Genomic DNA, 22,219 nt, shown 5'->3' on the forward strand with positions numbered 1-22,219 from the left:
GGCTTTAGCTTATCAAATGCGGCCAATATGCAGATTGGCAACAATAAGCCAAAACTTAAAGATAAGGTTGTCTTCACTCGACAGCTTGCGACAATGATTAATGCCGGAGTGCCTTTAGTAAGAAGCTTGGCTACCCTTCAGAGCCAGACCGAAAACCAGTATTTCCAGAAAACCGTGGGCCAGATTACTCGCGATGTTGAAGGTGGTATGGCGTTTGCCGATGCTTTAGCTAAACATCCAGATATATTCTCGCCAATATATATAAACATGGTTCGGGCTGGTGAAGCTGGCGGTATTTTGGATGAAATTCTCAAGAAATTAGCTTTTCAGCAAGAAAAAGATTCGGCTATCAGACATAAGTTTAAGAGTGCTATGACGTACCCAGTTGTGCTGATTACAATTGCCGTCGCGGTATTTATAGGGTTAATGACTGTGGTTGTCCCAAAAATTGGCAATATAGTTAGCGACTTAACTAATGGTGCCGAGCTGCCAACACTTACTCGAGTAATGATGCAAATCAGTAACTTCATGACAACATATTGGTATATCGAGCTCATATTCGTAGTAGTTGGTGCGTTTGCCTTTAGACGTTGGAAAAAATCACCCAAGGGTCAAGAACAATTCGACCGAATGCTGTTCAAGCTGCCTGCGATTGGTCCAATCGTAAACAAAGTTGCAATTGCTCGGTTCGCCCGCACTTTTGCTAGCTTAATGAGTGCTGGAGTATCAGTAGTTGAAACGATCGAAATTACCTCTAAGGCGATTGGGAACAAAGTTGTCGAAAAAGAGCTACTGGCGGCAGCTAAAGAAGTCGCCAACGGTAAGCAGTTGTCAGAACCAATTAGTCGAAGTGAGGTCTTCCCGCCGATAGTTAGCCAGATGTTGGCGATCGGTGAAGAAACCGGACAAACAGACACGATATTAATTAAAGTGGCTGATTTCTACGAAGAAGAAGTTGACGCAGCTGTTGACAGTATTAGTTCCATCTTAGAGCCTATCTTAATAGTCTTTATGGGTGGCATGGTTGGACTAGTAGCGGCGTCTGTTCTCGGACCGATAAGTAACTTATCACAGCAGATATAGACAAGTTTTATACTTGACTCTGAAATAAGCATAAGCGATAATCAGTCCATAGCCATAAGAAAAAGGCTTTTATAAGCATAATAAGGAGGTGGGCTCTATGCTCAAGTCAACACTAAGAACAGCACGTCAAGGTTTCACAATTATTGAACTCTTGATTGTGATCGCAATCATCGGTATCTTGGCCGGATTGGTATTAAATAACTTCCAAGGTGCACAGGCAAAAGCTCGTGACTCTCAGCGAAAAACTGACATCAACGCTATGCACGCACAGCTAGAAAACTACTACAACTCGAACGGCAACTACCCGACAACATTCGACGCAACAGTATTAGCCGGCATCGACGGTGAGGCTCTAAACGATCCAGATGGCAACGCCATCTCTATGAGTGGTGTAACTGCAACTGCTAAGCCAGCAACAGGCTATACAGCAACCAAGCCAAGTGGCGCACAATACACTTACGCTGCCTACGGCTGCTCAGGCACAGGTGCAACCGATACATGCTCTAGCTACGTTCTATATTCATGGCTAGAAGATGGTGGTTCAACTTTTGCTCCATACGAAAAAGCAAGCTTAAACTAAACAGCTTAACTTTTAATAAAAAACTCCCTGGTAACGGGGAGTTTTTTATTAAATTCACGATTTATGAGATATAATTATCGCATGACGCTTATGGTGGTATATGGCACTTCTCTACACAGATAGACAGGTATTCGGCTTTGATATTGGGCGAAGCACTATTAAGATTGTTCAGATTGACCCGCCGGGTAATAAAAACAAAAAAGGTATTGTTAGAGCATACGGCAATACTACTTTCGACCCTAAAGCAATCGAAAAAGGCGTTATCACCGATCCCGCTATTGTTGTTAAAGCCGCGCACGACCTAGTTTCGAATGGGCTTGTCGGGAAGCTAACTACCAGACATGTGGCCTTATCGCTTCCTAACTCACATAGCTTTAGCCGAATAATCAATTTAGAAAGTATGGATGAAGAATCAACAGCTGCAGCTGTCCGTGCAGAAATAGCCCAATCGATTCCGATGCCAATCACCGACCTATACTACGACTACGAAGCAACACCATTGGGTGATTCTGGAAGTAATGAGGTTTTGATTGTTGCTAGTCCGAAAACAATAGTTGACTCATATATGAAAGTGGTTGAGGCGCTAGGGTTAATACCTGCTGTGATTGAACCCAATATTAATTCCGTCACTCGCATGGTAGTAAGCTCTGAGGTCCACGACGAAGTCAGTCTAATCATCGACTTAGGCTCCGACGCGTCTGATTTATCGGTATACGACGGTAAGTTTGTTCGAGCGACCGGAACTGCAGAGTGCGGCGGTGAAAAAATGTCCGAAAACATCGCAAGTGCACTCGGAATTAGCTTACAACAAGCTCACAGTATCAAGACTCGCTATGGGTTAGATGTCAGTAAGCGCCAAAAAGAAATTCTGAGTGCGCTCGAGCCAGAACTCAGTAAGTTAGTAGGAGAGATCCATAAGGTTATGCGCTACTATAACGACCGCGCTGACGAGGGTAAACAAATTGGTCAGATTATCTTACTTGGCGGTGGTGCAAACCTGCCAGGACTTAGTAGCTATCTAACCGATAAGACTCGTATTCCAACTCGCTTAAATGCTCCTTGGAATAAGTTAACTTTCGGTAAACTTCAACCCACCCATGAACTCGAAACGACTATCTACACAACAGCCGGTGGGCTAAGCCTAGTATCAGTAGAGGATATCAGACAATGATAAATATTCTTCCTCCAACCGTTAAAGAAGAGCGACATTATGGTCGACTCAATAGATTTATTTTGCGGCAAGTGCTCGGCTTGGCTATGATTGGCGTAATCGCGGTCGGGTTTATGCTTTCCGGACTAAGGTTGGTTAAGAATGACGAAGATATTTTAAACGCTGCCATTGCCGACAAAACAGCTAGCTACAGTCAACTTACCGAGACAGAGACAACCGCCAAACAGGCAAATAGCCTGGTTATGGCTATTCAGGGTCTATTCGAGAAAGAGGTCCGGTTCTCTACCTTACTCACCGATATCGCAGCCTCTATGCCGCTGAACACTCGCCTAAAGTCGTTGTCATTAACTGGCTCAAAAACTCAACCACTCCAGATAGTTGCTCAGGTCGATACCCAGAATTTAGCGGCAGTCTTACGCAAAAGTTTGGTTGATTCCCCAACATTTGAATCGGCTGATATTTTAAGTATAGTCCCAGGCGAGACAGACCCAGATGGTGGCATCAAGAACTACGATGTTACCATTAGTGCCGAGTTTACAGGCGCAGCCGACGCCAGAGCCGCCGAGAAAGCCAAGCAAGAAGCTGAAGCCGAAGCCGCCAAGAAAGCTGCAACGGAGGCTCAGAATAAATGAAAAGTGTAAATTTCGACGCAAAAAAGTTTTTCTATATCTTAATCGGATTACTCGTTTTAGGTGGTATAGCTACTGGGTATGGTCTAGCCTGGGCCAATAAACAACTTGCTGATCGAGCTCAAAAGATTAGCTTACTAAACCTTCAAGCAGACGAGCTAGACAAGAAAATTATCAATGCCCATAAACTTCAGGCCGAACTTTCTAGTAACCAAGATCTGCTAACAACCGCCAGCGAAGTCCTACCAAGAACAAAAAACCCTGAGAATATTGTCGGCGAACTTATATCAATCGCCGCCAAGCTCGGTATTGAGTTAGAAAGTATCAATTTCGTTGGTGGATCAACTAGCGCCAATAGCCCGATTAGTCAGTCGGACAAGGTGGATGATATACCGGGAGTTTATAGCATTGGAATCTCTACTGGCTTTTCAACTTCTTACGAAAAACTCCTAAAACTACTCGAAGATCTCGAGAATAATAAGCGTCGCTTCGAAATAACCGACATCGATATTACGCCAATAGAAAACGATTCAGGAGCGATAGCTTCCTATGTAACTCAGCTAACCATACTAACTTATGTGAGGCCATAATGAACATCAGTCTAAATTCTTTAAAAACTATCAATTATAAGAAGTTATCTATAAAAATTCTTAACTACTACCGGCTGCACAATTTTACTGCTTTAGTTATTGTTGCTGGAGGTTTTGTTGGTTTCGCTTTATTTAGAGTCAATTCACTAAATAATTCAGTGAATGATCCGACTAGCTTAGATACAACTGTGCTCTCAGAAGCAGAGCCTCTAATACTTACTAAGCTCAATTTCGATCAGACAACAGTTGATCGACTAAATGCGCTTGCATTAGACGAAGATGTGCAAATTGACTCAAACCTGCCAGACAACCGAAACAATCCGTTTGATGACAAGCAGAGCTCTCAACTTGACGTGCCTGCGCAATAGTAATAAAAATTAGCGAACTATATCTGCCCGCCGTGTAGGCTTATCTTCTCGCATGAGGTAGCGTTCGCGGGCTTCCATGATTTGCCGACTATATTTAGTTGGGTCGGGGCAATAATTAAACTGAAAATTAGACTGCTCGCCTGCTGTCTCGATGAGTAACGTTCCATAATTGAATAACGTGGCCATAAAGCCTTTTTGCTCAATTGTCACATCTTCTATATTTGCTAAGCCTAAGCTAGATATCTTTCGGTTTAGCAGACCTTTTTGTAACGTCTGTCTAATCTCATCGTCCATCAGCACTAAACGATTCGACCAGTACACAACTGTTTCGAATAGCAAAAGCATTGATACGATAATCGTGATACCTGTAGCTGTTAGAACACCCCACGCCTTACTCGCCGAGCTATCGAAATTAAATAGTTCACCGCTAGCCCATATAACTAATGCCAGCGAGCCTCCAAAGGCGATAATCGTAAGTAAATAGATATAAATCAGACCCATCGGACTTCTTCGAACCTTAAAACATACTTTACTTTCTGAGTTTTCCATCTGTAGATATTATAGCAACTTCTGGTTATTATTCAGTTTTTCTTGACCAAGATGCTTATAGGCTTTTGAGGTAGTCTTCCTCCCGCGAGGTGTACGTTCGATTAAACCTAGCTGTAGCAAAAAAGGTTCGTAGTAATCTTCGATGGTTGTTGGCTCATCGCCAAGAATAGCCGCTAAGGTATTCAAGCCAACAGGGCCACCATTATAATTATCAATGATAGCTGTAAGCAACAACCTATCGCTAGGATCAAGGCCAAGGTTATCGATCTCTAGCAAAGATAAAGCTCGATTTGTGAGATCCTGATCGATAAAGCCATCACCATTGATATCGGCGTAATCTCGAACTCTTTTTAAGAGTCGGTTGGCAATTCTAGGTGTTAAGCGAGAACGAGCAGCAAGCTGTCGAGCAGCATCGGCATCGATTTTTACTCCGAGTATTTTTGCTGATCTTTGCAAGATAGTTGAAATATCCTCATCTGAGTAAAACTCTAGACGGTGAATAATCCCGAAACGATCCCGCAATGGCGCTGCCAGTGCACCAGTTCTGGTTGTAGCTCCTATCAGCGTAAACTTCGGTAAATCTAGTCTTAAGCTTTTTGCCGAAGGACCTTTGCCTAACATAATATCGAGTTTGAAATCTTCCATCGCACTGTATAGTACCTCTTCGACCGCCCGACTTAGTCGGTGAATTTCATCGATAAACAAAACATCGCCGTCTTTGAGGTTAGTGATTAAACTTGCTAGGTCTCCAGCGCGCTCGATAGCCGGCCCAGACGTAACGCGTAGTTGCGCACCCATTTCATTGGCAATTACCGTTGCCAGGGTTGTCTTGCCTAAACCTGGTGGTCCGTATAGCAAAACATGATCAATTGATTCACTACGCTTTTTCGCAGCGCTAATCGCCAGCTTGAGGTTTTTCTTAACACGCTCTTGACCGATATATTCATCAAAATTTTTTGGTCTGAGGCTTATCTCGTCTTGTTGTTCTTGAACATCGTCGGTGTGAGCGCTGTTATCAACTAGTCTCTGGACAGCCATTATCGCTTACTTCCGCTTAATGCCAATTTGATTCTCTGCTCTACACTAAGTTGGCTATCCATACCCTTTAGTGCAGCCGAAGCTTCACTGCTAGAAAACCCGAGCGCGACTAAGGCCTGCGTGGCTTCATCTTGGGCAATGTTTGGCTCGCCCAAAAAGTCTGTTGCCGACTCACCACTGGATACCCCAAGCTTACCTTTTAGATCAACAACAATTCGCTCAGCGAGTCTTTTGCCAACACCGCTGGCTGCTTGCATATAATTAACTTCACCACTAGTTATCGCCTGCACAAGCCGTGTTGCATTACCGAGATTTAGTAGGCTGATAGCCATTTTCGGGCCAACCCCATTCACGCTCAATAACTTTTCAAATAAATGTTTGCTAGATTGCTCTAAGAAACCGTATAGATCATGAGCGTCTTCTTTGATGTGCTCGTAAATAACTAGTTGCGATTCTTTGCCTAGACTTAACTGACTTTCGGTCTCAAGACTAACTTGCACGCCATAGCCTAAGCCGTGAACATCTATCACAACTTGTGACCCAGCCTTGTCTGTTACAACCCCACGCAAATATGCAATCATGGTTTAATTGTACCGCATTCAGCTATAATGACCTCATGACATCTGAAGTAGAAAAATCATCAAAAAAGATATACCCCGAACCGCAGCGCGGACCACTCGCTAAACCTAAACAGAGCTACTTAACAAGCTCATTACCGACCGGAAAAGAATATAATCTAAGATTATCGAGACTCTTAAGTATTGCTGTCGCTATCGTTGTAGTGGTCTTATTAATATTTATGTACTATGGGCTAGTGTCTCTGTAGTTACTGCTCATTGCATGGGTCAGAGCAGCACCTAGCGCATCGGCGCAGTCGTCTGGCGTAGGACGTTTACTGAGATTAAGTAAGACTCTAACCATTTCTTGTACTTGAGCTTTATCGGCTTTGCCGTAACCTACTAACGAGCTTTTGATCTGTAGGGGTGTGTACTCGACTATCGGTACACCTGCTTGTTCTAATACAAGCAAGATTACTCCTCTGGCTTGGCTAACACTCATGGCCGTGGTTACATTCTGAGAGAAGAACAGTTTTTCGACACTAGCCACATCTGGATTAAATTCCGAGACTAGCCCACTTAACTCATCATAAATCTCTTTAAGCCTACGCTCATGGACATCTTTAACCTTGGTTTTGATTACTCCTGCGTCGAGCATCTTGTGACTAAAGCCATCACTTTCGATCAACCCGAAACCAACTATACCTATTCCTGGATCTATTCCTAATATCTTCATATTCTACTTGCTATAACTTTATAATCCCCGCCAAGAAAAGTAAAAGAAAGGCAATAATAGGCATAATTATCAATATACTGAACTTACGTAAACGCTGCCAAAAGTTAAGTCCAACGACAATTATTCCACCGGTGAGCAGACTCATTACTCCCCAACTTTTAAGAAACCGCACGAACTTAAAATGATAATCATAGTCTTGAACTAAGATACTGCATTCATCTCCAATCACGTCATATGGATATGCCAAAGAACATCTCTTGAGGCTTACAATATCGGTTTCTTGACTGTAAAAGTCGAAAGGATAACCTCTGGTAGTTAACTTTTTCTCGATCGCATAACTGCTCAAGCCTGAAATAAAGACCCCTGTTCCTCGGCTTCCGGTATTAAGTATGGTTAAAGCTGTGAACAGCAAACCCAAGCAAACCATGATTATTGCCAAGTAGAGCAACAACCAATTAAGGCCGACTATTCTCTTCATCAAACTGGGTAGAAATTAGTGTGGACACTCACAACATCTTCAAGATCATCTACAGCATCAAGTAGTTTCTGAATCTTATCAGCTTGAGCTTGGTCTGAAATTTGGACAACGGCGTTTGGTTCATAGACTAATTCAGCTGAGGCTACTTTTAGGCCCGCGTTAATGATCGACTGACGAACTGCATGTAGATCTTTAGGGTCTGTATATACATAAAGCTCACCATCTTCTTCATTCACGTCTATCGCACCTGCCTCTAGAGCAGTCAAGGTTGCATCATCTCCACTCGCTTCAACTACGATTAAACCTTTCCTCTCGAACTGAAACGCCACACTACCCGGGTCGGCAATCGAACCACCATTCTTGTTAAACGCATTTTTAACTTCTGGGAAAGTTCGATTGCGATTATCTGTGGCACACTCGACCAACACAGCCACACCACCTTGAGCGTAGCCTTCGTAAAGCACTTCCTCCAAGGCCGCAGCCGATTTGTCTTCTGCTCGCTTGATTGCTTTTTCGATATTTATTAGGGGCATGTTGGCAGCCTTGGCTGTCTCGATTACCGTGGCGAGTGCCGGGTTAGTCAGTGGATCGGTGCCACTCCTGGCTGCTACGGCAATCTGATTACCTATCTTAGTAAATACGGCGCCTTTCTTGGCATCGTTGCCAGCTTTGTCGCGCTTAATCTTGGCCCATTTACTATGTCCTGCCATATATTTGCTCCTTTTCTAGAAACTATTCTAGCAGATCATATGGTTTTATCAGAGATGTCTTCTGATGTAGCACCCAGGTAGCCACAATGATGATTAGGTATATGGTTAGTAGCTGAGCCGTATTAATTGATACAATCAACTCCGAATATGGTATTGACGCTAGCCAGGCAGAGATTGACAAAATGTAACTAAGTAACAAACCAGTTATTGCAGTGATTAACTTGGTGAGCAAAAACTTTGAGCTTATGAATATCATTATGCCAGCCCCAAAAGATAAGACCATAATTATTGGGATTAACGGCACAACTAGTATATTCGCGAGCAAAGAAACCAAGCTTACGCGCGTAAATACCCACATAATTAGCGGCATTGTCATCAGTGATGCAGCTAAGCTTTCGATCGCCACCTGAATCAAGAAGTTAGGTTTTTTATTTTTGAAAATTCGTGTCTGCAGCTGAGGGCCAATCATTAAGACTCCAAAGAAAGCTGCAAAACTAAGCCACCAGCCTATGTCGTACCAAATAAAGTCTGGGTTAAACCATACACTTCCTGCAGCAGATAACATTAGCAATACAATTGGCCTTATTGTTCGGCCCACATACCAAGCTGCTAGGCTTAAACCAATTACCCATGCCGCTCGAACTATCGAAGCACTGGCACCAGCTATCATGATAAACAACGTTATTAACGTTACAGAAATAACCATAGCTTGAAACTTTGATAATCTACCCAGCCGGCGTCTAACAAGTCTAACAAGGACGCTTAAATTGTAGCCAGAAACCGCGATGATGTGAGTTAAACCAGCAGCCCTTAGATTGTTCTGGTTCTGGTCGGTTATTGAACTCCTTTGCCCTACCAAAATACCTAATGCCAAACTTGCATCTTGATCTGACAGTTGGCTAAATAAGTTGGCAGAAAAGCTGCGCCTAAACTCTTCGAGCTTACTGCCACTTCTCGCCAATACTTCGATGCTTGTGAAAGACATGCTGGCAATTCTTGTCCCAAAACCACTATTCAATTTGCCGGTTGCCCGTATTATGTCGTGCCTAAGAACTAAAGGGGCGCCAAAACCCCTTATTCTTATTTTCCCCTTTGGCTTGATAGTATTATCTTTGATATATATGGTTACTTGATCTATTTCAATTTCAGTTTGGCGACGATCGTCATATATTGAATCCGTAATTACCCTGCCTTCTACCACAACTTTCTGGCCAATAAGCCTGTCGGCTGCCCGATGCGAGCTAAGCCAAGCTTGCGACCTGAACACTCCTAGAGTAAAAGTGCATAATAATAAGCCGATAACAGATATAAATTTACGAAACCTAATGACTGGCAGTAAAATTAGCGAGACGACATAAAACCATACAGATATTCGATCTATATACTGGGCAGACCATAGCCCGAGCAATATGCCTCCAGAGCCAAGCCAAACCATGGTACTGGTACGTATCTTCATCTGAATTCTAGCTTAGCATACACCTTGACAATGTTGTCAAAATAACAGATAATCGACCAGTCCAAAAACGTATGATATTTTACGTTTGCGGGCTATTAGCTCAGTTGGGCAACCTTGAGCTAAATATTAAAGTATAATGCTCTAACCAACATCAAAACGAAGTTGGTTGAAACATTAAACTTTAAAACAAAGATTAACCCGATTTCGGGCCATTAGCTCAGTTGGTTAGAGCACAGGCCTTTTAAGCCTGGTGTCCTGGGTTCGAGCCCCAGATGGCCCTCCAGTACCGCTTATGCTTAAAACAGAGGTAAATGCCTCTGTTTTTTTGATACACTATTCCTATGAGTAAATATAAAGTAATTATCTTTGACCTTGACGGAACAGCTATTCCTAATAAGCCTAATGGCATGCCTTCTGAAAGACTGATCAAGGCAGTAGCGGCAGCAAAATCAAAAATAAAACTTTGTGCGGCAACTGGTAGACCTATCACTAATGCCAAACCAATTCTAGATGCCCTGCAGCTTGACGAGCCTTGTGTTATCTCAGCAGGAACGCAAATAGTATTGCCGCAAACAGGTAAAATCGTCTGGGAAGCAGCAATCGAAGCCAATGACATTAACAAAATATTAGAAATATGCGGTCCATATCACTATGAGTTGTTAATTAAGAATGAACTGATGGGTGAAGGTGATAAGGCATCAAACCGAATCATTGATGAGCATGTTAATGTCATGTATTTGATGGGCTGTGCAGAACCAGACGCAACTGAGATTCTAAATAGACTTAGCCGAATACCTTCTATAACAGCTGCTGGAGTAAAATCCTGGACACATGAGGGGGTTGACATTCATATTACACATGTAAATGCGACTAAGGAACATGCAATTATAGAACTTTTAAATAATCTGGGGATAGACAAAGCCGACTCTGTTGGAGTTGGTGATGCGAATAACGATGTTCATTTGTTTGAGTCCGTAGGGTATAAGGTTGCTATGGGTAATGCAACCGAGCTACTAAAATTAAAGGCTGATGTAATTTGTGAGGACGTAGACGACGACGGACTAGCTAAGTTAATTGAGCATCTTGCTGAAAAATAATTGCAGTAAGAAGTACGGTGGCCCTCAAATTTAATTATGCTTAAACTCCTAAATTTAGTGGAGTTTTTCGTTTTACTTGAATATAGAATTATAAATTCTAGACTTTTAAATATGAGAAAAAGTATTACACAAGAATTTGATTACGGCTGTGGCATAGCTTGTTACGCCTTTGCGTTAAATATTAGCTACAAAGAAGCAGAAAGAATACTCGGTCCAGAGCAGTCAGCGAGTACTAGGTTCTGGGTAAAGGATCTGACTCAAAAACTAAATCAGGCTGGACTGAAATATAGTTCTCGACACCTAAATCAAACATTAAAGAAGCAGATATATAATGACGGTACAATAGTTTTAATCCGCAGGTCTAAGAAATATATTGCTGGGCATTACCTAATTAGGCACGAGGGTGTATGGATGGACCCTTGGATTAACATGCCAAACGATAATAACATTGGAAATGCTAAATCAGGATTCAGGAAGAGGCTACCTGGAAGTCCAATGTATGCTCTTTTTCCTGAAAAATAGTTTCAACGGAGATATATATAGCCCTCCAAGTAAAAATCACCACCCTTATCGGGTGGTTTTTACTTGGAGGGCTATCGGGGCTCGAAGAATAATCTGTAAGCCTTCAGGCCATATTTGTAAAATACTGCTTGTCATTGTATAATTACGTATATGTCAACAATCAAACAGCGTGCCAAGCATCTACTTGGCACTAATTTCTTCGAAGAACCGAATTCTGCAGAATATGTCGCCCCCATGGTTTTGAGCCCACCTGTCGAAGATCAGTACGTTCTTCGCTGTCCATTAGTTGTTCTGGGTCAGCCATATAGTCTCCCGAATGAAATGAATTGGTGTGCAGACTTTATCCAGGCATGCATGAACTACCAACTAAAGGTCATTGGGGTAAATCAACCATATATGTACTTAACGATACGCCACGGTAAGGTTATCTCAGAAACTGACGACGAATGGCATGTAGATGGTTTTTCTATGAAAGTGCCTCACATTCCAGAGCAAAATTATATCTGGACTAGCGCTAACCCAACCGAAATTACGTCCTTTGGCTTACATATACCTGACGATTTTGATCCATTACACCACAACCTACAGCTGCTAATACAAGATAGCCTGCCGACTAATGCCAAAATCGCCACTCTAGAGCCACAAACCATTTACGCTATGGATCCTTATGTCTTTCATCGTAGGCCAACTGTTGAGACTGGACAAACGCGTACTTTCTTGAGATTAAGCTTTACACCAATACCGATTGATGACGTCAACAATCATACAAACCCTGCTTTCGGCAAGATCACTACCTCATACGACGGAGTAAAAGACTTCAGAGATAAATTATCTCGATATGTGGCTAAATAGGTAGCGCCATCATACCCCGCAACTCAGTAGTCCTGAGGCAGAGACTGGCTGCAGATGATCTTAGAATTTCTCGCGCAAGTGAGCCATACTGTACTGCCAATTGGAGTCTGTCTTTTTGTGTGGATTAAAAATATTTTGAGGATCAAATATTTCTTTTACTTGCTTGAAATATCCAAACACTTCGGAGCCATACATTGTTTCGAGCCATGGTCCACGAATCATACCATCGTTATGCTCTCCCGAAAGTGAGCCTTTGTACTTGAGGACAATGGCATTAATTTCTTTCATGGCTGGTTCAAGCTTGGCCTTTTCCTCGGCCTTTTCAATATTCATGAGCGGAATAATATGAAAGTTACCATCACCCATGTGACCGGCTATTGTAGCTAACAACTTATATTTCTTAATGACTTCACGAACTTCGGGCAAGAACTGTGGCAAGATTTGCGGTGGTACTATGAGGTCGTCCATGAACGGCGCAGTGTGCTTATCTTTAACTTTGTCGCGCAATAACTTAAAGCTTGCCCGACGCATAATCCAGAACTTCTCACTCTTATCTTCGGTCTCGTCTTCTTCAAAAAGCGCCTCATGACCAAATTCGGACATATCTTTGTGCATCTCGTGCACCTTACGACGGACTTCTTCGACAGAATCGGCTTGGAATTCTATCAACAAAACCATCTTTGGTATGCCCCGGAAAAGCTTTAGTGCGTCTGGTATAAGCTGAAACGCCAGCTTGATAGTCCGTGGCCAACCAATTAACTTATGGAAGCTAAAGAACAACTTAAAGCTCAACATTAGAGTATAGTTATCAAAACCTTCGAAAGTGGCTGGCTTATGGGTTAACACCTTATTAATCACTTCAGCTAGATCGTCTGTCTTTCTTAAGAATACAACCAGCGTGCCTGAGTGCTTTGGCGCAGGCACAAGCTTAAAGGTAACGTCAGTAACTATGCCAAGCGTACCCTGCGACCCGACAATCAAACGAGTGATGTCAAAAATACCTGTCTCGCGGTCCCAGACGTTCCACAAATGATATCCGGTCGAATCTTTACTAACACCAGGTTTAGCAGCTTTTATAGCATCGTAATGCTTATCGACAAGTTCAAAAATTTGGCGGTATAAGTTGCCTTCGAAATCTTGCTGGGCCATTTTTTTATCGAGTTCTGGTTTAGTCAAGGCTCTAACTTCGTATTCTTTACCATCTGCCAACACTACTTTTAGCGACTCAATAAACTCTTCTGTCTTACCAAACTGTAGTGAACGTTCACCACCAGCATTATTGGCAACCATTCCACCAATCGTGCATAGATCCCGCGATGCTGGATAGCTAGGCATAACCGAGCCTTGTTCGAGCGTAGCTTTTTCAAAATCACGATAATAAACTCCAGGCTGAGCATTGGCAGTTTCTGATGTGACTTGACCTATTTGGGTAAAATACTTCGCAAAATCTAAAACCACCGAGTCGTTTATTGCACCGCCGGACATGCAGGTGCCAGCGCTCCTGACCGTCAACGACAGACCTGGGTTATCTAGCTTATTTCCTGCAACATATTCAACAATCTTTTGGACATCTTGGCTGTGTTTAGGAGCTACAATTAGTTCTGGTACCAGTTCAAACATACTGGCGTCGTGACTAAATTTTTCTTTAAGTTCCGCCGAATCATCGACGTCGCCCTCGATAATCGAGGCTAAGGTTTGTTTCAAATCGCTCATTACCACTAGCATACTCATAAGTGCTAACTATTTCAATCCGCTTATGGCTTGTGTATATTTAATTACATGAAACATCTGGTTATAGCTGGGGGCGGGTTTGCTGGTGTTCGACTCGCGCGCAAGCTAAAAAAACAAACCGATTTACGGATCACATTAATCAACGACAGTGAGGACTTTAGGTACTCTCCAGCCCTCTACCGAGCTGCAACTGGCTTTAAGCTTGGAACAGCTCGTTTACCGCTTGAGTGGATGCTGCTAGATTCGAATAACCTAACCCTCGTTAAAGGTAAGGCGAGCAAGATTGATCATGCAAAAAAAATCATTAGCCTAGAAGATGGACAAAAATTTGTGTACGACTTTGTAGTCTGCGCTCTTGGCTCAACAACCACCCATTTTGGTATTGATGGAATCGCCGAGCACTCTTTTGGGGTTAAGAGTCCAGAAGAGATATTAGAACTCAAACAACACATGCATGATACAGTTGCTAATAAATCTAATTCTCAACACAACTACGTAATTATCGGTGCAGGTCCTACTGGAGTAGAGGTTGCAGCAGCGCTCGGCAACTACCTTAATTCCGTATTGCTTAAACACAAGACTAAATATCCGCATGTACGTATTTACCTTATCGAGGCTGGTCCGCGTATCTTACCGCAAATGAGTGAACGCGCTTCCAAGAAAGTCGAGAAGTTTTTGTTTAAGCTTGGAGTCACAATCCTAAAAGATACTCGGGTTACTTCAGAGACTAACCTTTTACTGAAAACATCTGCCGGTGAATTAAGAACCCAAAATGTCATCTGGACCGCTGGGACGCGCAATAATCCGTTTTTCGAGAATAATCCGAAACAATTTAAGCTCGATCAAAGAGGCCGAGTAGTGGTCAATGGGCATCTCGAGGCCCAAGATAAACTGTATGTCTGTGGCGATAACTGTAACTCAAGGTTTAGCGGCCTAGCAATCACAGCCATAGGTCATGGTAACTATATTGCCAAAGACCTAAAAGCTCGAATGAACCACCGAGCTAGACCAACCAATACCGACCGTCACCCTATTCAAGTTGTACCGATTGCTAACAGCGCAATTCTTCAGTACCGTCGCCTTGTATTAAGCGGCAGGCTAATCGCATTTATCCGTCACATTGCCGACCTAATTGGTTACAGCGATGTGCTCGGACCACTCAAAGCAATAACAATCTGGAGCAACATCGAAAAAACCGAAGAAGTCTGCCCCAGCTGCCAAGTTAACTAGATGTTATATTCGGCTGCTTATCGTTAACGAGGATTGCCACAACCAAGCCAACTGCAAATAAATGACCATAAACTTCGTTTACACCCAAAACGGCAGCAGTTAAAATCATTGTTCCTAAAATTACTAAGACAACTAGTCTTGAAGCAAAGTTAAGTATTAGAGCTAAGCCTAAAATTAACTCAATCGTGCCGGCAATCAATATAAAATTGCGGTCTGTGGCACCAGCTTGTGCCAGTAAATTCCAGTGGTGTTCGTCTAAAAAGCCTTGGGCCAGAGTTAAATTCGCTAGCTTTTCGCTAAATGCTAAAACTACCAGACCAATTCCAATCCCGACTCTATAGAAATTGAGCGAGGCATATCTAAGCTTTTTGTTGAGGCTATACTTACCGGGAATCTTTAAATATCTATCGAGCGAATATCTACCAGGCCCTCTAAACAATAGGTATCCGGCGATTGCAATGTATTCAAAATGCTCGAGCACATCTACTGGACTGGTCTTGAAAAATACTAGCAACCACCCAGTCGCTAGAAGATAAGCTGCAAGGTCTGTATATAGGCCAAGTATCAATATAATTGCTGATGTCAAGAATAGATAGCCTATCAAGCCAGCGATGTAACTGTGGTCCGCGGTAACATTTGGCGCCAAAAGATAGCCATTAATAAAATTTACTAGTAAAAAGCCTGCTGTACTCAGCCTTACAACAGTTGGCACGTAGTTTCTGATTGGCTTGAATCTGGCGTCTAGTTTTTTATCAAATTTGTTTGCGCTGAGCCATTTTCCGATTAACCTTAAAACTGCCAGTCCAATAAACAAGATTAGACCAGCAATTAGCCACTCGCCGAATTCTAGCCGAGGTTGATGTTCTACAAACATATCATTCTCGAACCACTTTACATGTGCAAAAATTTCTTGCATCAAATCCTACTTTCTACTTTTTCTTCTTTTCTTCTTCTTTAGACGACTTCGGGCGTCCGTAGTAAAGAATTAGGGAAATCATGATTGCCGCAATCCAGAGCGCGTATTCCTGGTAGGTTGAAATGGTTTGGTTAATGTTAGACGCAAGTAAATTATTACGCGTTTCATAAGATACGGCTAGTTGGACGATTAACCAGCCAACTATTACGATCGCCGGAGTTAAGAGTACCCCCATAATCCATAAGTGAGTTTTCTTAGTTGATTTCCGAGTTAGCAACAAAGCTGTTACGGCCGGTCCAAAACCCAGGAATATTGAGGTAGCTGCATCAATATTGTTGCTACCTACAGGCACAAGCGAGCGAGCAAACAATATCGCCTCATTGTTGGTCACATAGACCAATACCCAGCCGAAAGCCAACATACCTAACACCGACAGCATGTTCGATCGAAAATATAATGCCATCAGAGCTAACCCTGCTAAAGCAAAAAAGATTATGCTTTCCACAGGCTAAGCATACCCCGAAAACGACCGATTGTCATTCTTGCAGCGCTAGCTTTAGCATTCTAGAGGGAGCTTGATGTTTTGCTCGCCAAGACCTTTTTAACAAAATGGGCGTACCTTTCGGTCTGGTCTTCAAAACCATGGTCCTCACCATGTAGCATGAAATATGAAACTCGATTTGGAAATTCGCGTTTAAGTCGCTGGGCATTTTCAAGTGTAGAGCCTGCTGGAGCTACAGTATCATTAGTTAAAACACCAATAGTTATATCTAAGTTCGGGTGGCGGTTCATCGCTTCAGTTCTTTGATCTAAAGCTGAGCCCATAGACATGCCCTTAGCGTAATCCAAAATTACTCCAGGGTGTCTAAAATATCTACCTAAATCAGCTAACTCTAGAGCAATACCGCCCAGAAAACTTTCACCATAGCCATAGGCTCCAACATGCTCGCCGTTATACGGGTGTAGGTGATCCGAGGTGTATAAGGCTTGTTGGACTTTTTCTGCATTCAGTAGTTGTCTTCGGCTGCGCTTGAGTTCAGATGGGCTAGCCATCACGAATACTTTTTCAACCTTGATCTTCTGGTCGGCCGCTGCTATCGCTAGACCCATGGCCAGCTCACTACCAAAAGAAAATCCAACAATGTTAATTAGCTCAACTCCGCATTCTCTAAGCACCTTGGTTGGCCCCTCCATAATCCCAGAGAAGACACCGATCCTAGCGCGAGCTCGAGCAGACTTATTAGGCACTACAGATCTGCCAGTGCCAGGTGTGTTGAAACTAATCATTGGCATCTCGCAGGCTTCGGCTATCTTATAGCCTTGATAGGCAATCGATCCTTTCTGTAATGTCGCTTCAAAACCCAGTAGCTGCACGAGCACCGGCTTGGTTGGGTCGAATCTTTCCCAGTTAAATCTACGGAATTCTACACCTTGGATTGTTTCTGTTTCGGGAATTTTTGATTCGACTCTCTGCCACAGCTCAGCTGGATCTTGCTGGCTGCTTGCAATCGCTTGCATCAGATATTCTTGAGGCGTTAAACCTTGGAGTAGGTTAAACCTAGCCACCGGGCTATTCAACCTTGGTGAACTTTCGAAACTGTCTGTTAACTTTTGTTTTGATATTGATGGCATAATACTATTATAGCATTTTTCACTATATTTTTCAATATTGAGTGTCTGATGACATATCTATGTTTAACCTATTGCCCAGGTAATAGCCCCTGGCCTGTGCCTGACCAGCATTAATTTCTAATACATACTTCGCGGGCTTATCAGAAGTGTAGGTAACTTCGGGCATGGATCCTGCAGGTGGAGCGTTGTAAACTATGTCGACAATTCTAAAATCTGAGTCCATCCAAATGATATCGAGCGGAAAGTTCATATCTTTCATCCAGAAGCTATAATAATTTTCAGATTCAAAAACAAACAGCATACCGCTCTCTTCATCCAATGTAGGACGACCAGACAAGCCTCGGCTCCGCTCCACGCTAGTTATCGCATATTCGAGATGTATGCCCAAGCTAGTTGGCTGAGCTTGGTTGGTCGATATACTTTGTTGGTAAAGCAAAAGGCTTGAAGCCACACCAATCGCTGCCAGAACAACTATTAATAGGATTACGCGGTTACTTCGTCTAAGCGCCGACTTTATCTTTACGATTTCTCTGCTTAGCATTGGCTTCTACATATTCGATAATTTTCGTGGCAATATCTACGCCAGTAATTGATTCTATGCCCTCTAATCCAGGTGCTGAATTGACTTCAAGTACCATCGGACCACTATTTGAGCGAATGATATCAACGCCACATATCGATAAGCCCATGCTTTTTGCCGCTCTGATAGCAAGATTCTTTTCTTCGGGAGTCATGAATGTTTTTTTACCTTGTCCACCCTGATGGATATTCGATCTAAAATCATCATCTAGACTACGACGCTCATAGCAGGCGACCACTTGACCACCGATCACAAATGCGCGTATATCAGCACCGGCGGCTTCTTCGATATATTCCTGAAGTAAAAAGCTGGTGTCATTGACATAGAACGCCTGGATTACAGATTTCGCAGCTTTTCTTGTCTCGACCAGTACTACTCCATTACCCTGTGTACCACTTGCAAGCTTTAGAATCATGGGTAAGCCAATGTGGTCGATTAAGTCGTCGACTTCGGATGTTTGTCTAGAAAAGATTGTTTTCGGTATATTTACGCCGTATTTGCTCATAATTTGTAGTGAGCGCAATTTATCTCTTGAGCGACTAATTGCAATCGAGCGGGCAGTAGTGTAGACGCCCATCATCTCAAATTGCCTTACAATCGAAGAACCATATGGGGTTAGGCCTGGTAGGATTCTGGGTATTACAGCATCAACCCCTTTAAGGCTGCTCCCTCGGTAACGTACATCTGGTCGGTTTTTCTCTATCTCTACATAACACTCTGGGAACTTTACGGTTTTGAATTCATGCCCACGTGCTTTTGCCGCCTCACGCAATCGCTTGACTGTGTAGCCGGGCTGTCTGGTTAATACAACTATCTTCATATGCTTCCTTTCTCTATGGAATCTTTAACTGATTGTCTAAGTCGATTCAACTTCTCTTCGATATATGCTCCAGAAGTTAATTGTGGTACCGGGTTAACCTCTAAACATATGTAGGCTTTATACTTCTCTGCATAGACCAAGTCAACACCCCCCATCTCTCGTTCTAGAATCCTGGCAGCAGATTCAGCCATATCTAGTGTGTCTTGGTCAATTTCATTAATTGAGATTACTTCTGCCAAACCACCTTGCGAAGTATTGTTTAGGTGACCTTGATTATTCGAACTTCTACGGATTATCATAATCGGCTTGAAGTCTGCGCATATTAAACGTAGATCGTGATTATTCGGCACATACTCTTGCAAGAGCATCATACGATTACTGGTCGTTTTGGCCAAAGAGTCCGTAGGGTTAATAAGAAAATTATCATTCCCCCGACTCGTGGCCGCCGCTTTATAAACATAATCGCTGGCCCCATCGGCGTTCATCTGGGTAGCTAACCACTCTTTATCAACCGAGAACCATGTTTTTGGTATTTTAACTCCATTGATCGCCAGTTTCATCATTGCTGATAATTTAGTTGTAGACCGCTGGTGCAATACCTCGCTATTCCAACAACTTACGCCTTTGCTATTGGCATACAATGCGGCAGCATACGCTAGGTCCTTGTAATATACACCGCCGGCATTTGCATACCAGCCAAAGAAAAGAATCAAATTATAATCTTTAAGATCGACCCCATTTTTTGTTTGGACTAATGTATGTTCGTTACTAATCATAAACCTGAGGTCAGTATAATCTGCTGTATCTACCTCCATGTGCTCACTGAATGCCTCCCCGATCAACTCGGGGTCGTTTTTCGTTTTTAGGTTTGACCTACCAAGGATTAATAATTTCTGCTTCATGCTGTTCCCACTATTAACGATTCGAATTCTTCTACGTTCATCATATGACTTTCTAAGCTTTCCCACAATCTTAAGTTTGCGCCAAAATAGACCGCATCTTTAGTAAGTACAAACCCAGGGATATCTGAATGACCACCATTAAAAGCTCGAGCTGTTTCACAAAATGCTACTCGACTTGCCCCACCCTTGTCATGAAAACCTATAATCAATGTGGCCAATCTTACCAGTTCATAAACTTGCTTGAAATCACGTTTATTACCATCCACTCCCCAACCTAGTGCAACCGCAAGATACCTTAGGCTTCTTTTGTACATAAACCTCGTAAAGCTAAGTTGTTCGGCAAGCACTCCAATCCCCTCCTCGTCTAGGCTATATGGTATGCCGTTCTGTCTGCGACCAACATGCACCAGCAGCTCATGGGCAAGCAGCCTAACCGCTCTAGATCTGTTAGTTATAAATTTACCATCAGGCACAAAAACTGTTTTCTGACTACCAACGATATAAAGCGCATTTCCCCTTTTTGCTTTTTTTATCTGCCAACCAAGATTTATTAGCCCAAGGCCCTCCATGACATTTCTTACTGCCTCACCATAACTCATGCCCACCTCTACATTTGACCGTATGGTTCGGAGCTGGTTTTTAAAAATTCGATTAAACATCTTGCGATAGTAATCAAAGCACTCGTCTGATGGCTTGTAGTGAGTGTTGAGTTTCAGGTCGATATCTACCAATTCACAGAATTTATCAAACAAGTTTTGCGTTTTAGTAGTAGCTGAACGTTGAGCAAGATAAGCAACAATTTCCTCTAGCCCTGCCATGTCAGGCGCGCCGTACTTCTCGGCCATTAATTTTCTGTACTTATCGACATCTCTAGAGATACTGGCTTCGATTAAGTCAGCACTCAATTTATCGAATCTTGCTAGGTTCAACTTACTGCTATTTGTTAGTCTTAATCGCATATCAGGAAAACGAGTCTTATCTTGTAAGAATTTCTGACATTCCGCATCGAGGGTTTTGAGGCGACTAGCATTATAAAAACTTCTAAGCGACTTCATCTTACTTATCCAGTAGTTCACCAATATATTTGTTAAAGGCTTGCATCTTTGTGTCTACAAACGATCCCGACAGTAGCTGAGGCGATGAGTTAACTTCAAGCACATAATATTCTCTGGTTGACTTGTTCATCAATATGTCGACGCCAGCAACTTCTATATTTGACTGAACCGCTGATTTTTCGGCCATTTGTATAACTTCACTTGGCAGCTTGTCTAGCTCGATTAAAGTAGCTTCTCCGCCAGCTGAAACATTATTAAGATGGCTACCACTTACAGCTCGACGATGAATGACTAATACTGCTCGGCCACCCAATACCAACACTCGATAATCACCATCGTTTTCTATAAATGGCTGCACGACATAAGTAATCGTTGGATCTAGCTCCAAGACTCTTTTGAGTTGATCGATATCTGTTATCAGGTGATTGTTTTTGCCCTTGCGACCAACAATATCTTTCAGGATAAAAGGATATGAGTATGGCAATTTATCTGCATTAGCAAGTTCGAGCAACAGTCTGTTCGAAGTATGAAAACTGGGTATAACTGGTATGTTGGCTTCTGCCCGCAGGCCATCACCAGACAGCTTCGAGTAAAAGCCCGACCGATACATTGAGTCGATATATGGCTTATCGGCTGCTTTCAGCGCCTGTACACACAGACTTACCTGGGTTCTGTTGTTGCGTGTTGTTCTAAAAAATACCAAATCATAATCACATATATTGTTGCCAGAGATATTATCAATCACTAGAGGTGATTTGCCTGTATTAACCTCAAATAACAGGTCTTCGAGGGTAGAAATATCAACCCGAAGGTTATCGATACCAGTTTCCATGGCGTCCTTGAATGGACCCAACGCGAGCGATTTTTTTGACGCAGGTCGAGCGTGCAGCAGGACTAGTACTTTTCGACTTGATTTCATGCTTAGATTATGTCATAC

General features: G+C 42.7%; 27 protein-coding genes and 1 tRNA gene. 12 read left to right on the plus strand and 16 right to left on the minus strand.

All coding sequences use genetic code 11. The annotated features are described in order from the left end of the window. The first annotated feature begins 27 nt into the window (after positions 1-27). The 6 genes from H6798_00325 to H6798_00350 all read left to right on the plus strand — a co-directional run bounded on the left by H6798_00325 (position 28) and on the right by H6798_00350 (position 4,421). A complete protein-coding gene (locus tag H6798_00325) occupies positions 28-1,083 on the plus strand; it encodes a type II secretion system F family protein (GenBank protein MCB9820972.1) in 1,056 nt (351 codons plus the stop codon). A gap of 97 nt (positions 1,084-1,180) precedes the next feature. After that, positions 1,181-1,663 (plus strand): type II secretion system protein, encoded by a 483-nt coding sequence (locus H6798_00330; GenBank protein ID MCB9820973.1) that lies wholly within the window; start codon positions 1,181-1,183, stop codon positions 1,661-1,663. 100 nt (positions 1,664-1,763) lie between these two features. After that, positions 1,764-2,834 (plus strand): type IV pilus assembly protein PilM, encoded by a 1,071-nt coding sequence (pilM, locus tag H6798_00335; GenBank protein MCB9820974.1) that lies wholly within the window; start codon positions 1,764-1,766, stop codon positions 2,832-2,834. Beyond that, complete coding sequence (locus tag H6798_00340; protein ID MCB9820975.1) at positions 2,831-3,466, plus strand: hypothetical protein; 636 nt, start codon at positions 2,831-2,833, stop codon at positions 3,464-3,466. The genes pilM and H6798_00340 overlap by 4 nt, the downstream gene beginning before the upstream one ends. Then, positions 3,463-4,053 (plus strand): hypothetical protein, encoded by a 591-nt coding sequence (locus H6798_00345; protein MCB9820976.1) that lies wholly within the window; start codon positions 3,463-3,465, stop codon positions 4,051-4,053. The genes H6798_00340 and H6798_00345 overlap by 4 nt, the downstream gene beginning before the upstream one ends. Then, positions 4,053-4,421, plus strand: a complete 369-nt coding sequence (locus tag H6798_00350; GenBank protein ID MCB9820977.1) for a hypothetical protein — start codon at positions 4,053-4,055, stop codon at positions 4,419-4,421. Before H6798_00345 ends, H6798_00350 begins: the two co-directional genes overlap by 1 nt. A 9-nt stretch (positions 4,422-4,430) precedes the next feature. Here the strand turns inward: H6798_00350 and H6798_00355 are convergent, their stop codons facing one another. Genes H6798_00355 through ruvA form a run of 3 tightly spaced genes read right to left on the minus strand, consistent with a single transcriptional unit; the run spans position 4,431 to position 6,589 of the window. Beyond that, entirely contained in the window at positions 4,431-4,970 is a 540-nt protein-coding gene (locus tag H6798_00355; GenBank protein ID MCB9820978.1) for a PH domain-containing protein, read from the minus strand. Positions 4,971-4,979: 9 nt separating this feature from the next. Beyond that, the gene (gene ruvB, locus H6798_00360) at positions 4,980-6,008 is read right to left on the minus strand and encodes a Holliday junction branch migration DNA helicase RuvB (GenBank protein ID MCB9820979.1); all 1,029 of its coding nucleotides are present in this window, start codon (positions 6,006-6,008) and stop codon (positions 4,980-4,982) included. Further along, complete coding sequence (gene ruvA / locus H6798_00365) at positions 6,008-6,589, minus strand: Holliday junction branch migration protein RuvA (GenBank protein MCB9820980.1); 582 nt, start codon at positions 6,587-6,589, stop codon at positions 6,008-6,010. Before ruvA ends, ruvB begins: the two co-directional genes overlap by 1 nt. Before the next feature lie 35 nt (positions 6,590-6,624). Here ruvA and H6798_00370 point away from each other — a divergent pair, with 35 nt between their 5' ends. Continuing rightward, positions 6,625-6,834, plus strand: coding sequence for a hypothetical protein (locus tag H6798_00370; protein MCB9820981.1), 210 nt, complete (start codon positions 6,625-6,627; stop codon positions 6,832-6,834). On the opposite strand, the gene ruvC is transcribed toward H6798_00370, so the two are convergent. From ruvC to H6798_00390, 4 genes are read right to left on the minus strand one after another with little or no spacing between them, the layout of a single operon-like run. Continuing rightward, on the minus strand, positions 6,813-7,301 hold the full coding sequence (ruvC, locus tag H6798_00375; protein ID MCB9820982.1) for a crossover junction endodeoxyribonuclease RuvC: 489 nt from the start codon (positions 7,299-7,301) through the stop codon (positions 6,813-6,815). The genes H6798_00370 and ruvC overlap by 22 nt on opposite strands. A gap of 10 nt (positions 7,302-7,311) precedes the next feature. Next, positions 7,312-7,779, minus strand: coding sequence for a hypothetical protein (locus H6798_00380; protein ID MCB9820983.1), 468 nt, complete (start codon positions 7,777-7,779; stop codon positions 7,312-7,314). Then, positions 7,779-8,489, minus strand: a complete 711-nt coding sequence (locus tag H6798_00385) for a YebC/PmpR family DNA-binding transcriptional regulator (GenBank protein ID MCB9820984.1) — start codon at positions 8,487-8,489, stop codon at positions 7,779-7,781. Before H6798_00385 ends, H6798_00380 begins: the two co-directional genes overlap by 1 nt. Positions 8,490-8,511: 22 nt before the next feature. Further along, positions 8,512-9,945, minus strand: a complete 1,434-nt coding sequence (locus H6798_00390) for a ComEC/Rec2 family competence protein (protein MCB9820985.1) — start codon at positions 9,943-9,945, stop codon at positions 8,512-8,514. A 206-nt stretch (positions 9,946-10,151) separates the two neighbouring features. Between H6798_00390 and H6798_00395 the strand changes: the two genes are divergently transcribed. The 4 genes from H6798_00395 to H6798_00410 all read left to right on the plus strand — a co-directional run bounded on the left by H6798_00395 (position 10,152) and on the right by H6798_00410 (position 12,416). Continuing rightward, positions 10,152-10,228, plus strand: a tRNA-Lys gene (locus H6798_00395). A 58-nt stretch (positions 10,229-10,286) separates the two neighbouring features. Next, positions 10,287-11,042 carry an HAD-IIB family hydrolase gene (locus H6798_00400; protein ID MCB9820986.1) on the plus strand — a complete coding sequence of 252 codons (756 nt, stop codon included), beginning with the start codon at positions 10,287-10,289 and terminating at the stop codon, positions 11,040-11,042. 111 nt (positions 11,043-11,153) lie between these two features. Then, on the plus strand, positions 11,154-11,564 hold the full coding sequence (locus H6798_00405) for a hypothetical protein (protein MCB9820987.1): 411 nt from the start codon (positions 11,154-11,156) through the stop codon (positions 11,562-11,564). A gap of 150 nt (positions 11,565-11,714) precedes the next feature. Then, positions 11,715-12,416: a hypothetical protein gene (locus H6798_00410; protein ID MCB9820988.1), complete on the plus strand. Its 702-nt coding sequence runs from the start codon at positions 11,715-11,717 to the stop codon at positions 12,414-12,416. A gap of 60 nt (positions 12,417-12,476) precedes the next feature. On the opposite strand, the gene H6798_00415 is transcribed toward H6798_00410, so the two are convergent. Then, positions 12,477-14,129, minus strand: coding sequence for an FAD-binding oxidoreductase (locus tag H6798_00415; GenBank protein ID MCB9820989.1), 1,653 nt, complete (start codon positions 14,127-14,129; stop codon positions 12,477-12,479). A 66-nt stretch (positions 14,130-14,195) separates the two neighbouring features. Between H6798_00415 and H6798_00420 the strand changes: the two genes are divergently transcribed. Then, entirely contained in the window at positions 14,196-15,377 is a 1,182-nt protein-coding gene (locus H6798_00420; GenBank protein ID MCB9820990.1) for an FAD-dependent oxidoreductase, read from the plus strand. On the opposite strand, the gene H6798_00425 is transcribed toward H6798_00420, so the two are convergent. The 8 genes from H6798_00425 to H6798_00460 all read right to left on the minus strand — a co-directional run bounded on the left by H6798_00425 (position 15,370) and on the right by H6798_00460 (position 22,201). Next, a complete protein-coding gene (locus H6798_00425) occupies positions 15,370-16,293 on the minus strand; it encodes a hypothetical protein (GenBank protein ID MCB9820991.1) in 924 nt (307 codons plus the stop codon). The two genes, H6798_00420 and H6798_00425, sit on opposite strands and share 8 nt — an antisense overlap. A 13-nt stretch (positions 16,294-16,306) precedes the next feature. After that, positions 16,307-16,756 (minus strand): hypothetical protein, encoded by a 450-nt coding sequence (locus tag H6798_00430; GenBank protein MCB9820992.1) that lies wholly within the window; start codon positions 16,754-16,756, stop codon positions 16,307-16,309. 101 nt (positions 16,757-16,857) lie between these two features. Beyond that, positions 16,858-17,925 carry an alpha/beta hydrolase gene (locus tag H6798_00435; GenBank protein MCB9820993.1) on the minus strand — a complete coding sequence of 356 codons (1,068 nt, stop codon included), beginning with the start codon at positions 17,923-17,925 and terminating at the stop codon, positions 16,858-16,860. Positions 17,926-17,956: 31 nt separating this feature from the next. Continuing rightward, on the minus strand, positions 17,957-18,466 hold the full coding sequence (locus H6798_00440; GenBank protein MCB9820994.1) for a DUF192 domain-containing protein: 510 nt from the start codon (positions 18,464-18,466) through the stop codon (positions 17,957-17,959). Beyond that, entirely contained in the window at positions 18,426-19,325 is a 900-nt protein-coding gene (rimK, locus tag H6798_00445) for a 30S ribosomal protein S6--L-glutamate ligase (GenBank protein MCB9820995.1), read from the minus strand. Before rimK ends, H6798_00440 begins: the two co-directional genes overlap by 41 nt. Then, a complete protein-coding gene (locus tag H6798_00450) occupies positions 19,322-20,227 on the minus strand; it encodes a hypothetical protein (GenBank protein MCB9820996.1) in 906 nt (301 codons plus the stop codon). The genes rimK and H6798_00450 overlap by 4 nt, the downstream gene beginning before the upstream one ends. Then, positions 20,224-21,282, minus strand: coding sequence for a DUF1704 domain-containing protein (locus tag H6798_00455; GenBank protein ID MCB9820997.1), 1,059 nt, complete (start codon positions 21,280-21,282; stop codon positions 20,224-20,226). The genes H6798_00450 and H6798_00455 overlap by 4 nt, the downstream gene beginning before the upstream one ends. 1 nt (position 21,283) lies before the next feature. Further along, a complete protein-coding gene (locus tag H6798_00460; GenBank protein MCB9820998.1) occupies positions 21,284-22,201 on the minus strand; it encodes a hypothetical protein in 918 nt (305 codons plus the stop codon). Between the last annotated feature and the right edge of the window lie 18 nt (positions 22,202-22,219).

This window comes from Candidatus Nomurabacteria bacterium (assembly GCA_020631905.1).
Classification (GTDB): Bacteria; Patescibacteriota; Saccharimonadia; order Saccharimonadales; family VXPC01; genus JACKGQ01.

What these genes read in the sequence shown, in the direction of transcription:
- H6798_00355 (MCB9820978.1), bottom strand. Translation starts at nt 4,970, where the DNA reads ATGGAAAACTCAGAAAGTAAAGTATGTTTTAAGGTTCGAAGAAGTCCG.
- H6798_00440 (MCB9820994.1), bottom strand. Translation starts at nt 18,466, where the DNA reads ATGCTAAGCAGAGAAATCGTAAAGATAAAGTCGGCGCTTAGACGAAGT.
- H6798_00455 (MCB9820997.1), bottom strand. Translation starts at nt 21,282, where the DNA reads ATGAAGTCGCTTAGAAGTTTTTATAATGCTAGTCGCCTCAAAACCCTC.
- pilM (MCB9820974.1), top strand. Translation starts at nt 1,764, where the DNA reads ATGGCACTTCTCTACACAGATAGACAGGTATTCGGCTTTGATATTGGG.
- ruvA (MCB9820980.1), bottom strand. Translation starts at nt 6,589, where the DNA reads ATGATTGCATATTTGCGTGGGGTTGTAACAGACAAGGCTGGGTCACAA.
- H6798_00435 (MCB9820993.1), bottom strand. Translation starts at nt 17,925, where the DNA reads ATGCCATCAATATCAAAACAAAAGTTAACAGACAGTTTCGAAAGTTCA.
- H6798_00410 (MCB9820988.1), top strand. Translation starts at nt 11,715, where the DNA reads ATGTCAACAATCAAACAGCGTGCCAAGCATCTACTTGGCACTAATTTC.
- H6798_00450 (MCB9820996.1), bottom strand. Translation starts at nt 20,227, where the DNA reads ATGAAGCAGAAATTATTAATCCTTGGTAGGTCAAACCTAAAAACGAAA.
- H6798_00430 (MCB9820992.1), bottom strand. Translation starts at nt 16,756, where the DNA reads ATGGCATTATATTTTCGATCGAACATGCTGTCGGTGTTAGGTATGTTG.
- H6798_00400 (MCB9820986.1), top strand. Translation starts at nt 10,287, where the DNA reads ATGAGTAAATATAAAGTAATTATCTTTGACCTTGACGGAACAGCTATT.
- H6798_00405 (MCB9820987.1), top strand. Translation starts at nt 11,154, where the DNA reads ATGAGAAAAAGTATTACACAAGAATTTGATTACGGCTGTGGCATAGCT.
- H6798_00390 (MCB9820985.1), bottom strand. Translation starts at nt 9,945, where the DNA reads ATGAAGATACGTACCAGTACCATGGTTTGGCTTGGCTCTGGAGGCATA.
- H6798_00425 (MCB9820991.1), bottom strand. Translation starts at nt 16,293, where the DNA reads ATGCAAGAAATTTTTGCACATGTAAAGTGGTTCGAGAATGATATGTTT.
- H6798_00385 (MCB9820984.1), bottom strand. Translation starts at nt 8,489, where the DNA reads ATGGCAGGACATAGTAAATGGGCCAAGATTAAGCGCGACAAAGCTGGC.
- H6798_00325 (MCB9820972.1), top strand. Translation starts at nt 28, where the DNA reads ATGCAGATTGGCAACAATAAGCCAAAACTTAAAGATAAGGTTGTCTTC.
- H6798_00340 (MCB9820975.1), top strand. Translation starts at nt 2,831, where the DNA reads ATGATAAATATTCTTCCTCCAACCGTTAAAGAAGAGCGACATTATGGT.
- H6798_00330 (MCB9820973.1), top strand. Translation starts at nt 1,181, where the DNA reads ATGCTCAAGTCAACACTAAGAACAGCACGTCAAGGTTTCACAATTATT.
- H6798_00350 (MCB9820977.1), top strand. Translation starts at nt 4,053, where the DNA reads ATGAACATCAGTCTAAATTCTTTAAAAACTATCAATTATAAGAAGTTA.
- H6798_00345 (MCB9820976.1), top strand. Translation starts at nt 3,463, where the DNA reads ATGAAAAGTGTAAATTTCGACGCAAAAAAGTTTTTCTATATCTTAATC.
- H6798_00420 (MCB9820990.1), top strand. Translation starts at nt 14,196, where the DNA reads ATGAAACATCTGGTTATAGCTGGGGGCGGGTTTGCTGGTGTTCGACTC.
- ruvC (MCB9820982.1), bottom strand. Translation starts at nt 7,301, where the DNA reads ATGAAGATATTAGGAATAGATCCAGGAATAGGTATAGTTGGTTTCGGG.
- H6798_00370 (MCB9820981.1), top strand. Translation starts at nt 6,625, where the DNA reads ATGACATCTGAAGTAGAAAAATCATCAAAAAAGATATACCCCGAACCG.
- rimK (MCB9820995.1), bottom strand. Translation starts at nt 19,325, where the DNA reads ATGAAGATAGTTGTATTAACCAGACAGCCCGGCTACACAGTCAAGCGA.
- H6798_00380 (MCB9820983.1), bottom strand. Translation starts at nt 7,779, where the DNA reads ATGAAGAGAATAGTCGGCCTTAATTGGTTGTTGCTCTACTTGGCAATA.
- H6798_00415 (MCB9820989.1), bottom strand. Translation starts at nt 14,129, where the DNA reads ATGAGCGATTTGAAACAAACCTTAGCCTCGATTATCGAGGGCGACGTC.
- ruvB (MCB9820979.1), bottom strand. Translation starts at nt 6,008, where the DNA reads ATGGCTGTCCAGAGACTAGTTGATAACAGCGCTCACACCGACGATGTT.
- H6798_00460 (MCB9820998.1), bottom strand. Translation starts at nt 22,201, where the DNA reads ATGAAATCAAGTCGAAAAGTACTAGTCCTGCTGCACGCTCGACCTGCG.